Below are 14,430 nucleotides of genomic sequence, written 5' to 3'. Positions count from 1 at the left end.
GAGGCCCTGCTGTCCATACCGATTTGTCGTCGACGGGTAATCTGCAACGGCACACCTCAGGACTTGTCAAGGATCATATCAACGGTGGGGTGGCTTGCAGCGGCCTTCCTGATAGAAATGGCACTTTTCAAGGCGTCATTCGTACTTGATCATATAACTATATGATTTTTATATATTTTATTTCATAGTTCATAATTGGAGTGGAAGTGACGCTGCGGCAGCAGGTGAGCGCTGAATAACAAAACCCCGGCCATGTCCGGGGTTTTGTGTTTCTGGTATTTGTTTACCGTCGGGCAATATCCGAAAAGTAAAACTTATCCAGCGTATGCCGCGATTCGGTGTACTCGAACTGGCGCCCATCCTGCAAAAACGTCTGGTTACTCACCACGATCACATGGCTCTGGCCGTCGAGGTCGAGGTGCGCCTGGTCGTCTTTGCTGCGGGGCAGGGCTTCGATGGTGCGTTGCGCATAGCTGATCTGCAGCTGCAGCGTCTGCTCGATGAACGCGTAGATCGACTGCTCGGCGATGTCGCGGTCCAGGCCGGGAATCAGGTCGGCGACAAAGTGGTTGATGTCGAGGATCACCCGTTTGCCGCCGATGCGCCGGACGCGCTTGATCCGCGTGATCAGGGTGCCGGGTTCGGCTTCGATGTGTTGTTGCAATGAGCCTTCCAGTGGGAACTGGGTGAACTCGACCACTTCGGTGCGTACGTCGTCGCCCAGGTCGGCGTGGGTTTCGTGGAAGCTGACGATGCCACCCAATTGGAACTCGATGGGGTTGGGCGACAACACGAAAGTGCCCTTGCCGTGGATTTTTTGCGCGAACCCACGCTCCTGCAACTGCTCGATGGCCCGACGCACGGTGCCACGGCTGGCCTGGTAGGCATCCATCAATTCGGTTTCGGAGGGAAGACGGGTGCCACGTTGCAGGCGTTCAGTGGTGATGTTGGCAAGCAGATCGGTATAGATCTGGTTGTATTTGCTCATGGGGATGGCTCTGTGCCGGGTTTGCGTTCAAGGCAGGAACCTTAGTGGCAAGGGGGGTGTTTGTCCATTGGGCCCTTGGATATCTGTGGCGCGTGACGGTGTAGAGCCCATAAAAAAACAAACAAAATGTAACTCGTACAGACGAGTTGTTGCTTTAACTCGTCTGTACGAGTACGTTTGCTCTCGGCGTGCTGCCAATGACTGCCCCCAAATAAAAAAATCAAAGTGGAAACCAAGCATGAGCCACGACTATTCGAACATTGCCCGCGAGATTCTCGAGAACCTCGGGGGCAGCGACAACCTTGAGCAAGCTGCCCACTGCGTGACTCGCCTGCGCCTGGCGCTCAAGGACCCGAGCCGGGTCAAGAGCAGCGCCTTGAACCAGGTTGACCTCGTCAAGGGCTCGTTTTTCACCGGGGGCCTGTTCCAGGTGGTGATCGGCCCCGGCGAAGTGGAAAAAGTCTACGCCGCGCTGCGGGAACAGACCGGCCTCGCCGCCGCCACCATCGCCGACGTCAAGAAAAAGGGCGCCGACAAGACCAATGCCATGCAGCGCCTGGTGCGGGTGTTCTCCGATGTGTTCATGCCGATCCTGCCTGCGCTGATCATTGCCGGCCTGTTGATGGGCGTGAACAACCTGATGGGCGCCAAGGGCATGTTCATCGAGGGCAAGACGCTGCTGGAGGCCTATCCGAACCTGGATGGCCTGTGGAGCCTGATCAACCTGATGGCCAACACCTCGTTCGTGTTCTTGCCGGCGCTGGTGGGCTGGTCGGCGGCCAAGCGCTTTGGCGGCAGTGAAATCCTCGGCATCGTGCTCGGCCTGATGCTGGTGCACCCGGACCTGCTCAACGCCTGGAACTACGGCAAGGCGGTCGCCGGGCTGGATGGCCAGAGCCTGCCGTACTTCGATATTTTCGGTTGGTTCAAGATCGAGAAAGTGGGTTACCAGGGGCAGATCCTGCCTATCCTGATGGCGGCCTATGTGATGAGCGTCATCGAGAAATGGCTGCGGGCGCGGGTGCCGAATGCGATTCAACTGCTCGTCGTACCGATCACCACCATCGTCGTTACTGGTGTGCTGGCCCTGGCAATCATTGGCCCGGTCACCCGTCACCTGGGCATTCTGATTACCGAAGGCGTGGTCACCCTCTTTGACCTGGCGCCGATGCTGGGCGGGGCGATTTTCGGCCTGCTGTATGCACCGCTGGTGATCACCGGCATGCACCATATGTTCCTCGCCGTGGACCTGCAATTGATCTCCACCCAGGGCGGCACCTTTATCTGGCCGATGATCGTCATGTCCAACCTGGCCCAGGGCAGCGCCGCGCTCGCGGTGTTCTACATGACCCGTAATGCGCGGGACAAAAGCATGGCCTCGACCTCAGCGGTTTCCGCCTACTTCGGCATTACAGAGCCCGCGATGTTCGGCGTGAACCTGCGCTTCAAATTCCCGTTTTATGCCGCGCTGCTGGGTTCGGCGCTGGGCAGCATCTTCCTGTCGTTGAACAAGGTCCAGGCCTCGGCCATTGGGGTCGGCGGCCTGCCTGGGTTTATCTCGATCGTGCCGAGCGCCATTCCGATGTTTGTGATCGGGATGGTCATCGCGATGGTCGTGCCGTTTGTTTTGACCTGCGCGTTGAGCATGAAGATCGTGCGGCCTGGATACAGGGTTGCCTGATCTACCGCTATCGGGGGCAAGCCCCTCCACATTTTGAATGTGGGAGCGGGCTTGCCCCCCGATGAGGCCCGAGAGGCCTGCAAAAAACTCTACTGAAGGAACCCACCATGCAAGACTGGCAACACTCGGTGATCTACCAGATCTACCCCAAAAGCTTCCACAGCCACGCGGGTAACGCCACCGGTGACCTGCTGGGTATCGTGGATAAACTCGATTACCTCAAGTGGCTGGGGGTCGACTGCCTGTGGATCACCCCGTTCCTGCGTTCACCGCAGCGCGACAACGGCTACGACATCAGCGACTACTACGCCATCGATCCCAGCTACGGGACCATGGCCGACTGCGACCTGTTGATCAGCGAAGCGGCCCAGCGCGGCATCAAGCTGATGCTCGACATCGTGGTCAATCACACCTCCATCGAGCATGAGTGGTTCCAGCAGGCACGCAGCAGCCTCGACAACCCGTACCGTGACTTCTATATCTGGCGCGACCAGCCGAACAACTGGGAATCCAAGTTCGGTGGCTCAGCCTGGGAATACGAAGCGCAAACCGGCCAGTACTTCCTGCACCTGTTCGATCACACCCAGGCCGACCTCAACTGGGACAACCCCAAGGTGCGCGCCGAGGTATTCAAGCTGATGCGCTTCTGGCGCGACAAGGGTGTGGGCGGTTTCCGCCTGGACGTGATCAACCTGATCTCCAAGCCCGCCGATTTCCCCGAAGACAACAGCGATGGCCGTCGCTTCTACACCGACGGCCCGAACGTGCATGCATACCTGCAGGAAATGCACCGCGAAGTCTTCGAGGGCCATGACCTGATCAACGTCGGCGAGATGTCGTCCACCAGCCTGGAACACTGCATCCGCTATTCGCGGCCGGAGTCCAAAGAGCTGTCGATGACCTTCAACTTTCATCACCTGAAAGTCGATTACCCGAACTTGCAGAAGTGGGTGCGCGCCGACTTTGATTTCCTGCAGCTCAAGCAGATCCTCTCTGATTGGCAACTCGGCATGCAGGCGGGTGGCGGCTGGAACGCACTGTTCTGGTGTAACCACGACCAGCCTCGAGTGGTCTCGCGATTTGGCGATGACGGCGAACACCGGGTGGTCTCGGCCAAGATGCTCGCCACGGCGTTGCACTTCCTCCAGGGCACGCCCTTTGTGTACCAGGGCGAAGAGCTGGGCATGACCAACCCGGGGTTCGACAAGATCGAGCAATACCGTGACGTCGAGACCCTGAACATCTTCCGCCTCAAGCGCGATGCGGGGGAGTCCGAGGCGTCGAGCATGGCGGCGATCATGCAGAAGTCCCGCGATAACGGGCGCACGCCCATGCAGTGGAACAACCAGGCGAATGCCGGTTTCAGCACGGGCGAGCCGTGGATCGGTATCCCGGCCAATGCGGCGCAGATCAATGTCGAGCAGCAACTGGATGACCCGGACTCGGTGCTGCATCACTACCGCGCGCTGATCGCCTTGCGTCGCCATGAACCGCTGATTCAGGAGGGCGTTTACCGCCCGTTGCTGCAAGACCACCTTCAGGTCTGGGCATACCTGCGCGAAGGTCATGGCGAGCGGTTGCTGGTGCTGAACAACTTCTACGGCCAGCCGTGCGAGATCCAACTGCCCGGCAACGTGATCAGTGGGGGCACCGAGCAACGCCTGCTGATCAGCAACTACCCCGATTGCCCGATGCGTACCCGCACAGTCGTGCTGCGCCCCTACGAATCCTTTGTGCTGCACCTCAAGGACTGAGACCCGTTGTAAACCCCGTGTGGGAGCGCGGGGACGCGTTAAAAACATAATAAAAATATCGGAGCGCTTCATGAAAACAACAATAAAGCTGGGCCTAGTAGCATCGTGCCTGAGCCTGCCATTCGGCGCGCAGGCCCTGGAATTTGCCGGTTACCTGCGCAGTGGCGTGGGCACTTCAACCGGCAGTGGCAAGCAGCAGTGTTTCCAACTGCCGGGCGCGCAAACCAAATACCGCTTGGGCAACGAATGCGAGCAGTACGCCGAACTGGAATTGCGCCAGGACCTGCTGACCCTCGACGATGGTTCGGTGCTCAGCGTCGACGCCATGGCCTCCCTGTACAACCAATACGACCGCGCCCTTAAATTCCAGGGTGAAAACAACGGCTCGGCGCGCATGCCGCAGATGTATGCGCAATTGTCGAACCTGCCCAGTCTCAACGGCGGGTCGCTGTGGGCCGGGCGGCGTTACTACAAACGTAATGACATCCATATCTCCGACTTCTACTACTGGAACCAGAGCGCCACGGGCGGCGGTATCGAGGACGTGCTGATTGGCGACTTGAAATACAGCTACGCCCTTTCGCGCAAGGACAACCTGTACCAGAAGGAATACGCCACCCGTCACGATTTCAACATTGCGGGCTTCAAGACCAACCCCGGTGGCGAGCTGGAGCTGGGCTTGAGCTACATCGAAAAGGCCGGCGGGCGCGATACCAACAGCGGTTGGGCGATCACGGCGCAGCACGTACAAAAGGCTTTCCTGGGCGGCAAGAACAAATTCGCCCTGCAGTACGGCGAAGGTCCTGGCACCGGCCTGGGCTACACCGGCAATACCCGCTTGGACAACAGCAGCAAAAGCTATCGCGCCGTCGAGTTTTTCGACTGGCAGGTGACCCCGCGTTTCGGCGGGCAGATCGAGGCGGTGTACCAGAAAGATATCCGCCCCGGCAGCCAGGACCAGACCTGGATGTCCGTCGGCGTGCGCCCGGCCTATGCGATCAGCGAGCAGTTCAAGCTGGTCACCGAACTCGGTCATGATCAGGTCGATGCCAGTGGTGGCACGCGCAAGCTGAGCAAGTTCACCTTCGCCCCGACCTGGTCGCCCAAAGGCCCGGATTTTTGGGCGCGGCCGGAGGTGCGTTTGTATTACACCTATGCCAGTTGGAACGAAGCGGCCAAGCGTGCGGCGAATGAGCTGGCGGCGGGTTCGGCGTTGTCCGACACCGGCGCCTACGGCACTGCGCGGCATGGCTCGAACGTCGGCGTGCAAGTCGAATACTGGTGGAAATGAGCCTTCGGGTGCACAGGGACTAAATGTGGGAGGGGGCTTGCCCCCGATAGCGGTGTTTCAGATAGGCATTTATTGGCTGGTACACCGTCATCGGGAACAAGCCCCCGCCCACACGGATATCTACAGAACAAAACAGCAGGTGAAGTCATGACCGCAACTCAACCCCTGGAATTGCTGGCGCCCGTGTCGGGTGTGCTGCTGGCGCTGGATAAGGTGCCCGACCCTGTATTCTCCAGCCGCCTGATTGGCGACGGCCTGTGTATCGACCCCACCTCGCAGACCCTCTGCGCGCCACTGGCCGGGGTGATCAGCAATATCCAGGACAGTGGGCATGCGGTCAGCATCACCGATGACAATGGCGTGCAGGTGCTGATGCACATCGGCCTGGACACCGTGAACCTGGCAGGCAAGGGATTTACCCGATTGGTCGAGGAAGGCCAGCGGGTGGAGGCCGGGCAACCGCTGATCGAATTCGATGCCGACTACGTGGCGCTCAACGCCCGTAGCCTGCTGACCTTGATGCTGGTGGTCAGTGGCGAGCCGTTTAGCGTGTTGGCAACCGATCTTGTGGAGGTCGGCCGACCGCTGTTGCAGTTATCCCCAGGTGAAGCCGTTGACGCAGTGGACGAAGAGGAGGGCGATGCGCTGTTCTCCAAGCCGTTGACCTTGCCCAATGCCAATGGTTTGCACGCCCGCCCGGCGGCGGTGTTCGCCCAGGCGGCGAAAGGTTTCAACGCAAGCATCTATCTGCACAAGCAAACCCAGAGCGCCAACGCCAAATCGCTGGTGGCGATCATGGCGTTGCAAACCGTGCACGGCGACACCTTGCAGGTGAGTGCGGCGGGTGAGGATGCCGAAGTGGCGATCACTGCGCTGGTGGCCTTGTTGTCTGAAGGCTGTGGCGAGGGGGTGGCGAGCGTGGCTGAAGCGGTCGTTACGCCACCCTCGGCGACCTTGCTGCGAGGCGTGTGCGCATCGCCGGGTTCGGCGTTTGGTCAGGTCGTTCAAGTGACTGAGCCTGAGCTGAGCATCCCTGAACAAGGTATGGGTGAAGCCACTGAACGTGCCGCTTTGGCGCGTGGCCTGCTGGCTGCCACCGAGGCATTGCAGGCTTTTCGGGATAAGGCCGCCGGCAGCGCCCAGGCAGAGATTTTCCGCGCCCATCAGGAACTGCTCGAAGACCCGACCTTGCTGGAGCAAGCCCACAGCCTGCTGGCTGAAGGCAAAAGCGCCGCCTTTGCCTGGAACAGTGCCACGCTGGCGACCGTCAAGCTATTTCAGGGGCTGGGCAATGCGCTGATCGCCGAGCGTGCGGCAGATCTGGCGGATGTTGGCCAGCGCGTGCTGAAACTGATCCTGGGCATTCAGGACAACGCCTGGGACTTGCCGGAGCGCGCAATCCTGATCGCTGAGCAATTGACCCCTTCGCAGACTGCCAGCCTGGATACACGCAAAGTGCTGGGTTTTGTCACCGTCGGCGGAGGCGCGACCAGCCACGTCGCGATCCTCGCCCGCGCCCTTGGCCTGCCGGCCATTTGCGGTGTTTCGGCCCAGGTACTGGGGTTGGCCAACGGCAAGCAGGTGTTGCTCGACGCCGACAAAGGCGAACTGCACTTGGACCCGGACCTGGCCGAAATCGAACAATTGGAAGCCGCCCGCAAGCAGCAGGTGCTTCGCCATCAACGCGATGTGGCGCAGGCGTCTTTGCCCGCCACCACCCGAGACGGTCATCACGTCGAAGTCACCGCCAACGTGGCCTCGTTGCAGGAAGTGGAGCAATCCCTGACCCTTGGCGGCGAAGGCGTCGGCCTGTTGCGTTCGGAGTTCCTCTACCTGGACCGCAACCGTGCGCCGGGCCCTGACGAACAAGCAGCCACCTACACGGCCATCGCCCGTGCCCTGGGCGCCGAGCGCAACCTGGTGGTGCGCACCTTGGACGTCGGTGGCGACAAACCCTTGGCTTATGTGCCGATGGACGCCGAAACCAACCCGTTCCTCGGGTTGCGCGGTATTCGCCTGTGCCTGGAGCGTCCCGAGCTGCTGCGCGAACAGTTCCGTGCGATCCTCGCCAGTGCCGGTTTTGCACGCCTGCATATCATGCTGCCGATGGTCAGCCTGCTCTCCGAGTTGCACCTGGCGCGCAAGATGCTCGAAGAAGAAGCGCTGGCCCTGGGGCTCACCGAGCTACCGAAGCTGGGCATCATGATCGAGGTGCCGTCTGCGGCGTTGATGGCGGATGTGTTTGCGCCCCATGTGGATTTCTTTTCGATCGGCACCAATGACCTGACCCAATACACCCTGGCCATGGACCGCGACCACCCGCGGCTGGCCGGCCAGGCCGACAGCTTTCACCCGGCGGTGCTGCGCCTGATCGCGACCACCGTCAAGGCCGCCCATGCCCACGGCAAATGGGTGGGCGTGTGCGGGGCGTTGGCGTCCGAAGCCTTGGCCGTGCCGGTATTGATCGGGCTGGGGGTGGATGAGTTGTCTGTCAGCGTGCCGCTGATCCCGACCATCAAGGCCACCGTACGCGAGCTGGACCTGGCGGACTGCCAGATCATCGCCCGCCAGGTACTGGGCCTGGAAGAAGCCGCCCAAGTGCGCGAGGCCTTGCGCCTGTATCACGCGGCCACCGTTGAAACCTCACCTGTCGTGGAGCACTGAGCATGTTCGAGAAATTGCAGCGGGCGTTCTGGAAAGCCCTGACCCCGGATTTGATTGTCGAGACGGCAGCGCCGTCGACACCGAGTCTGCTGTCGGCCGATGTGCTGGATGCGCTCGGTGGTGCGGATAATCTCAAGTCGCAACAGCGCGTGGCGTTGACGCGGGTGCGCGTGCAACTGCAGGACGCGGCGCGGGTGGATGTGGCGGCGTTAAAGGCGGCTGGAGTGCCTGGCGTGATGGTGTTGGCAGGAGGCACGGTGCATCTGCTCACCGGCCTCCAGGGCCAGTAGCGAACGAGCGGTGGGAGTGCCGGTAGCAGGGGGCGGTCAGTTTGTCTGTGGCTGATCCAGCCTCATCGGGAGCAAGCTCCCTCCCACATGGGGTTGGGGGGCTGGATGGTCGGGTTTACAGCTGCGGGTTCTCTTCCGGCGGCTTGGTCTTGTTCACCCCAGGTACATGCAGGTTGCCTTCGACCACCTGATTACCTTCCAGCTGTGGCTGAGTTACCCAGGTGAGGATGTCGTAGTAGCGCCGGATGTTCGCCACGAAGTGCACCGGCTCGCCGCCACGGGCATAGCCGTAGCGGGTCTTGCTGTACCACTGCTTCTGCGACAGGCGCGGCAGCATCTTCTTCACGTCCAGCCACTTGTTCGGGTTCAGGCCGTCCTTCTGCGCCAGCTTGCGCGCGTCGTCCAGATGCCCGGTGCCCACGTTGTAAGCGGCCAGGGCAAACCAGGTACGGTCCGGCTCGGCGATATCATCGTCAAGCTCATCCTTGATCTTGGCCAGGTACTTGGCGCCGCCCATGATGCTTTGCTTGGCGTCCAGGCGGTTGGACACGCCCATGGCCTGGGCGGTGTTCTGGGTCAGCATCATCAGCCCGCGCACGCCGGTCTTGGAGGTGACCGCCGGTTGCCAGAGTGACTCCTGATAGCCGATGGCCGCCAACAGGCGCCAGTCGACCTTTTCTTCCTTGGCGTAGGCCTTGAAGTGTTTCTCGTACTTGGGCAAGCGCTGCTGCAAGTGCTGGGCAAACGTATAGGCGCCCATGTAGCCGAGCACATCGACGTGCCCGTAGTAGCGATCTTTGAGGCGCTGCAAGGTGCCGTTCTTGCCGACCTTGTCCAGGTAGCTGTTGACCTCGTTGAGCAGGCTGTTGTCTTCGCCGGCGGCCACGGCCCAGCTCTGGTGGCTGGCATCGCCGAGGTCGAACGCCACGCGCACGTTGGGGAAGTACACCTGGTTCATCGCCACTTCGTTGGAGTCCACCAGGGTCAGGTCGATCTGGCCTTCGTCGACCATGCGCAACAGGTCGACTACTTCAACGGCGTCGGACTCTTCGTATTCGATGGCAGGATTCTGTTTTTTCAGCTCCGCCAGTTGTTCGGCGTGGGTGCTGCCCTTGAGCACCATGATCTTCTTGCCCACCAGGTCCGCCGCGTTGGTGGGGCGCGATTGGCCGTTGCGATAGATGATCTGCGGGGTCACTTCCAGGTACGGGTGGGAAAAGCGTACCTGCTTCAGGCGCTGCTCGCTGCTGACCAGGCCGGCGGCAGCCAGGACCGGGCCGTTGGGTTTACCCAGCTGGCCGAACAGGTCGTCGAGGTTGTCAGCGGTTTCGATTTCCAGCTTCACCCCCAGGTCGTCGGCAAAACGCTTGACCAGTTCGTATTCGAAACCGGTTTCACCGTTGCGGTCCTGGAAATACGTGGCCGGGCTGTTTCGGGTAATCACCCGCAATACGCCATCCTCCTTGATTCGCTCGAGCGTGCTGGGTTTATCAACACAGGCGCTGAGCATCAGGAAGAGTCCGGTTGCGATGAGCCATTTGGCGCACCGCGGGCGCAAAGCAGTAGGGGAGAACATCTGCGCAGTATACGCAAACGGCCCACGGCGCCATATCTCGACAGCGTGGGACTTGTCTGCTAGCGCCGGCAAAACTGTGCTGCAACCCGCAGAAACGTGGCTTGGCGAGTGATTGTGACGGTTAAAATAACTGCGCGGAATGCCACGGATAGCGCGCGGATAGCGTGCAATCGGTGCCAACTGACGTTCGGCAGCAGCCACCAGTAGCGTTTCGGGTGCCGTTGGCGGCGGTTTACGCTAGAATGCACGGCCTCAAAGCACACCCCCTTCCCGAGGCTGTCCCGAAGATGTTGATCCTGCGCGGCGCTCCTGCCCTTTCTGCCTTTCGCCACAGCAAACTCCTTGAGCAACTGAGCCAGAAGGTTCCAGCTGTTACAGGCCTGTATGCTGAATTTGCTCACTTCGCCGACGTTACCGGCGTCTTGACCGCCGACGAACAGCAGGTGCTGGCACGCCTTCTGAAGTACGGCCCAAGCGTTCCCGTTCAAGAGCCGACCGGCCGCTTGTTCCTGGTTCTGCCACGGTTCGGCACCATCTCGCCCTGGTCGAGCAAGGCCAGTGATATCGCCCGCAACTGCGGCCTTACGAGCATCCAGCGCCTGGAACGCGGGATTGCCTTCTATGTCGCCGGGCAGTTCAGCGAGACCGAAGCCGAGCTTATCGCCAGCAGCCTGCACGACCGCATGACCCAGATCATCGTCAGCCAGCTGGAACAGGCTGCCGGCCTGTTCAGCCACGCCGAGCCCAAGCCGCTGACCGCGATTGACGTGCTTGGCGGCGGTCGCGCCGCCCTCGAGAAGGCCAACACCGAACTGGGCCTGGCCCTGGCCGAAGACGAGATCGACTATCTGGTCAACGCTTTCAACGGCTTGAAGCGCAACCCGCACGACATCGAACTGATGATGTTCGCCCAGGCCAACTCCGAGCACTGCCGTCACAAGATCTTCAACGCCAGTTGGGACATCGACGGCGAAAGCCAGGAAAAAAGCCTGTTCGGCATGATCAAGAACACCTACGTGATGCACAGCGAAGGCGTTCTGTCGGCTTATAAGGACAACGCCTCGGTCATCGTCGGCAGCGTCGCCGGCCGTTTCTTCCCGGACCCCGAGACCCGCCAGTACGGCGCGGTGCAGGAGCCGGTGCACATCCTGATGAAAGTCGAGACCCACAACCACCCGACCGCGATTGCCCCGTTCCCGGGCGCAGCCACCGGTTCCGGTGGCGAGATCCGCGACGAAGGCGCCACCGGTCGTGGCGCCAAGCCAAAGGCCGGCCTCACCGGCTTTACCGTGTCCAACCTGCAGATCCCGGGCTTCGAACAGCCGTGGGAAGTGCCATACGGCAAGCCGGAGCGCATCGTTACCGCGCTGGACATCATGATCGAAGGCCCGCTGGGCGGCGCCGCGTTCAACAACGAATTCGGGCGCCCGGCACTGACCGGCTACTTCCGGACCTTCGAGCAATCCATCACCACCCCGCGTGGCGATGAAGTGCGCGGCTACCACAAGCCGATCATGTTGGCCGGCGGCATGGGCAACATCCGTGAAGAACACGTCAAGAAAGGCGAGATCCTGGTCGGTTCCAAGCTGATCGTCCTCGGCGGCCCGGCGATGCTGATCGGCCTGGGTGGCGGTGCTGCCTCCTCCATGGCCACCGGCACCAGCTCGGCGGACCTCGACTTCGCTTCCGTACAGCGCGAAAACCCAGAGATGGAGCGTCGCTGCCAGGAAGTCATCGACCGTTGCTGGCAGTTGGGTGACAAGAACCCGATCAGCTTCATCCACGACGTCGGCGCCGGTGGCTTGTCCAACGCCTTCCCGGAACTGGTCAACGATGGCGACCGCGGCGGCCGTTTCGAACTGCGCAACATTCCAAACGACGAGCCGGGCATGGCCCCGCACGAAATCTGGAGCAACGAGTCCCAGGAGCGCTACGTACTGGCCGTCGGCCCTGAAGACTTTGCGCGCTTCCAGGCCATCTGCGAACGCGAGCGTTGCCCGTTTGCCGTGGTCGGCGAAGCCACTGCCGAGCCGCAACTGACGGTCACCGACAGCCACTTCGGCAACAGCCCGGTGGACATGCCGCTCGAAGTGCTGCTGGGCAAGGCCCCGCGCATGCACCGTTCGGCCGTACGTGAAGCCGAGCTGGGCGATGATTTCGACCCGAGCACGCTGGACCTGGCCGACAGCATCGAGCGCGTGCTGCACCACCCGGCCGTGGCGAGCAAAAGCTTCCTGATCACCATTGGCGACCGCACCATCACTGGCCTGGTGGCCCGTGACCAGATGGTCGGCCCATGGCAAGTGCCGGTGGCTGACGTTGCCGTCACCGCCACCAGCTTCGACGTCTACACCGGTGAAGCCATGGCCATGGGCGAGCGCACGCCGCTGGCCCTGCTGGATGCTCCGGCGTCGGGACGCATGGCCATTGGTGAAACCCTCACCAACATCGCGGCGTCGCGCATCGGCAAACTGTCCGACATCAAGTTGTCGGCCAACTGGATGTCCGCTGCCGGCCACCCCGGTGAAGACGCGCGCCTGTACGACACCGTCAAGGCGGTCGGCATGGAGCTGTGCCCGGAACTGGGGATCACCATTCCGGTGGGCAAGGACTCCATGTCCATGGCCACCCGTTGGAACGAAGACGGCACCGACAAGAGCGTCACTTCGCCGCTGTCGCTGATCGTCACCGGTTTCGCACCGGTCACCGACATCCGCCAGACCCTGACCCCGCAACTGCGCATGGACAAGGGCACCACCGACCTGATCCTGATCGACCTGGGCCGTGGCCAGAACCGCATGGGCGCCTCGATCCTCGCGCAAACCCATGGCAAGCTCGGCAAGCACGCGCCGGACGTCGATGATGCCGAAGACCTCAAGGCCTTCTTCGCCGTGATCCAGGGGCTCAACGCCGACGGCCACCTGCTGGCCTACCACGACCGTTCCGACGGTGGCCTGCTGACCAGCGTTGTAGAGATGGCGTTTGCCGGTCACTGCGGCTTGAACCTGGTGCTCGACAGCGTTGCCGAGGATGCTTCTGAAATCAACGGCATCCTGTTCAACGAAGAGCTGGGCGCCGTGATCCAAGTGCGCCAGGACGCGACCCCGGACGTACTTGCACAGTTCAGCGCCGCCGGCCTGGGCGATTGCGTGGCAGTGATCGGCCAGCCGATCAACAACGGCCAGATCGACATTGTCTTCAATGGCGACACCGTTTTCGAAGGCCAGCGCCGTCTGCTGCAACGCCAGTGGGCGGAAACCAGCTACCAGATCCAGCGCCTGCGCGACAACGCCGACTGCGCCGAGCAGGAGTTCGACCTCATCCTGGAAGAAGACAATCCGGGCCTGAGCACCAAGCTCAGCTTCGACGTCAACCAGGACATCGCCGCGCCGTACATCAAGAAAGGCATTCGTCCACAAGTCGCCGTACTGCGTGAGCAGGGCGTCAACGGCCAGGTCGAAATGGCGGCCGCGTTCGACCGCGCCGGCTTCAACGCGATCGACGTGCACATGAGCGATATCCTCGCCGGTCGCGTTGACCTCAACGAGTTCAAGGGCCTGGTGGCCTGCGGTGGCTTCTCCTACGGCGACGTCCTGGGTGCCGGTGAAGGCTGGGCCAAATCGGCCTTGTTCAACAGCCGTGCCCGCGACGCGTTCCAAGGCTTCTTCGAGCGCAACGACAGCTTCACGCTGGGTGTGTGCAACGGTTGCCAGATGATGTCCAACCTGCATGAGCTGATCCCGGGCAGCGAGTTCTGGCCGCACTTTGTGCGTAACCGTTCCGAGCAGTTCGAAGCCCGTGTTGCCATGGTGCAGGTGCAGGAGTCCAACTCGATCTTCCTGCAAGGCATGGCTGGTTCGCGCATGCCGATCGCCATCGCCCACGGTGAAGGCCATGCCGAGTTCGAAAGCGAAGAAGCCCTGCTGGAAGCCGACCTGTCCGGTTGCGTGGCCATGCGTTTCGTCGACAACCACGGCAAGGTCACCGAAAACTACCCGGCCAACCCGAACGGCTCGCCGCGCGGGATCACCGGCCTCACCAGCCGCGACGGCCGCGTCACCATCATGATGCCGCACCCGGAGCGTGTATTCCGCGCGGTGCAGAACTCGTGGCGCCCGGAAGAGTGGAACGAAGACGGCGCCTGGATGCGCATGTTCCGCAACGCTCGCGTGTGGGTGAACTAAGG

Annotated in this window: 8 protein-coding genes; 6 read left to right on the top strand and 2 right to left on the bottom strand. The window is 61.6% G+C overall.

Annotated features, from left to right (window positions below):
* Window positions 1-283: 283 nt before the first annotated feature.
* The gene (treR, locus tag P2T68_RS30500) at window positions 284-988 is read right to left on the bottom strand and encodes a trehalose operon repressor (RefSeq protein WP_024077261.1); all 705 of its coding nucleotides are present in this window, start codon (window positions 986-988) and stop codon (window positions 284-286) included.
* A 238-nt stretch (window positions 989-1,226) separates the two neighbouring features.
* Between treR and treP the strand changes: the two genes are divergently transcribed.
* The 5 genes from treP (at window position 1,227) to P2T68_RS30475 (ending at window position 8,668) form a co-directional block, all read left to right on the top strand.
* Window positions 1,227-2,669: a PTS system trehalose-specific EIIBC component gene (treP, locus tag P2T68_RS30495; protein WP_024077260.1), complete on the top strand. Its 1,443-nt coding sequence runs from the start codon at window positions 1,227-1,229 to the stop codon at window positions 2,667-2,669.
* Between the two features lie 107 nt (window positions 2,670-2,776).
* Window positions 2,777-4,423, top strand: coding sequence for an alpha,alpha-phosphotrehalase (gene treC, locus P2T68_RS30490; RefSeq protein WP_150055376.1), 1,647 nt, complete (start codon window positions 2,777-2,779; stop codon window positions 4,421-4,423).
* A 70-nt stretch (window positions 4,424-4,493) separates the two neighbouring features.
* Complete coding sequence (locus tag P2T68_RS30485) at window positions 4,494-5,714, top strand: carbohydrate porin (RefSeq protein WP_277378691.1); 1,221 nt, start codon at window positions 4,494-4,496, stop codon at window positions 5,712-5,714.
* Between the two features lie 147 nt (window positions 5,715-5,861).
* A complete protein-coding gene (ptsP, locus tag P2T68_RS30480; protein ID WP_277378690.1) occupies window positions 5,862-8,378 on the top strand; it encodes a phosphoenolpyruvate--protein phosphotransferase in 2,517 nt (838 codons plus the stop codon).
* 2 nt (window positions 8,379-8,380) lie between these two features.
* Window positions 8,381-8,668, top strand: a complete 288-nt coding sequence (locus P2T68_RS30475) for a PTS transporter subunit EIIB (RefSeq protein ID WP_168232516.1) — start codon at window positions 8,381-8,383, stop codon at window positions 8,666-8,668.
* Window positions 8,669-8,783: 115 nt separating this feature from the next.
* Here P2T68_RS30475 and mltF read toward each other — a convergent pair whose 3' ends face one another.
* On the bottom strand, window positions 8,784-10,244 hold the full coding sequence (mltF, locus tag P2T68_RS30470; protein ID WP_069076947.1) for a membrane-bound lytic murein transglycosylase MltF: 1,461 nt from the start codon (window positions 10,242-10,244) through the stop codon (window positions 8,784-8,786).
* 287 nt (window positions 10,245-10,531) lie between these two features.
* Here mltF and purL point away from each other — a divergent pair, with 287 nt between their 5' ends.
* Window positions 10,532-14,428 (top strand): phosphoribosylformylglycinamidine synthase, encoded by a 3,897-nt coding sequence (purL, locus tag P2T68_RS30465; RefSeq protein WP_024077254.1) that lies wholly within the window; start codon window positions 10,532-10,534, stop codon window positions 14,426-14,428.
* Window positions 14,429-14,430: the final 2 nt, after the last annotated feature.

The organism is Pseudomonas sp. G11, from assembly GCF_029457515.1.
GTDB classification, from domain to species: Bacteria; Pseudomonadota; Gammaproteobacteria; order Pseudomonadales; family Pseudomonadaceae; genus Aquipseudomonas; species Aquipseudomonas gorinensis.
The sequence above is the reverse complement of the archived record's forward strand: the minus strand, read 5'-3'. Positions and strand labels throughout refer to the sequence as shown.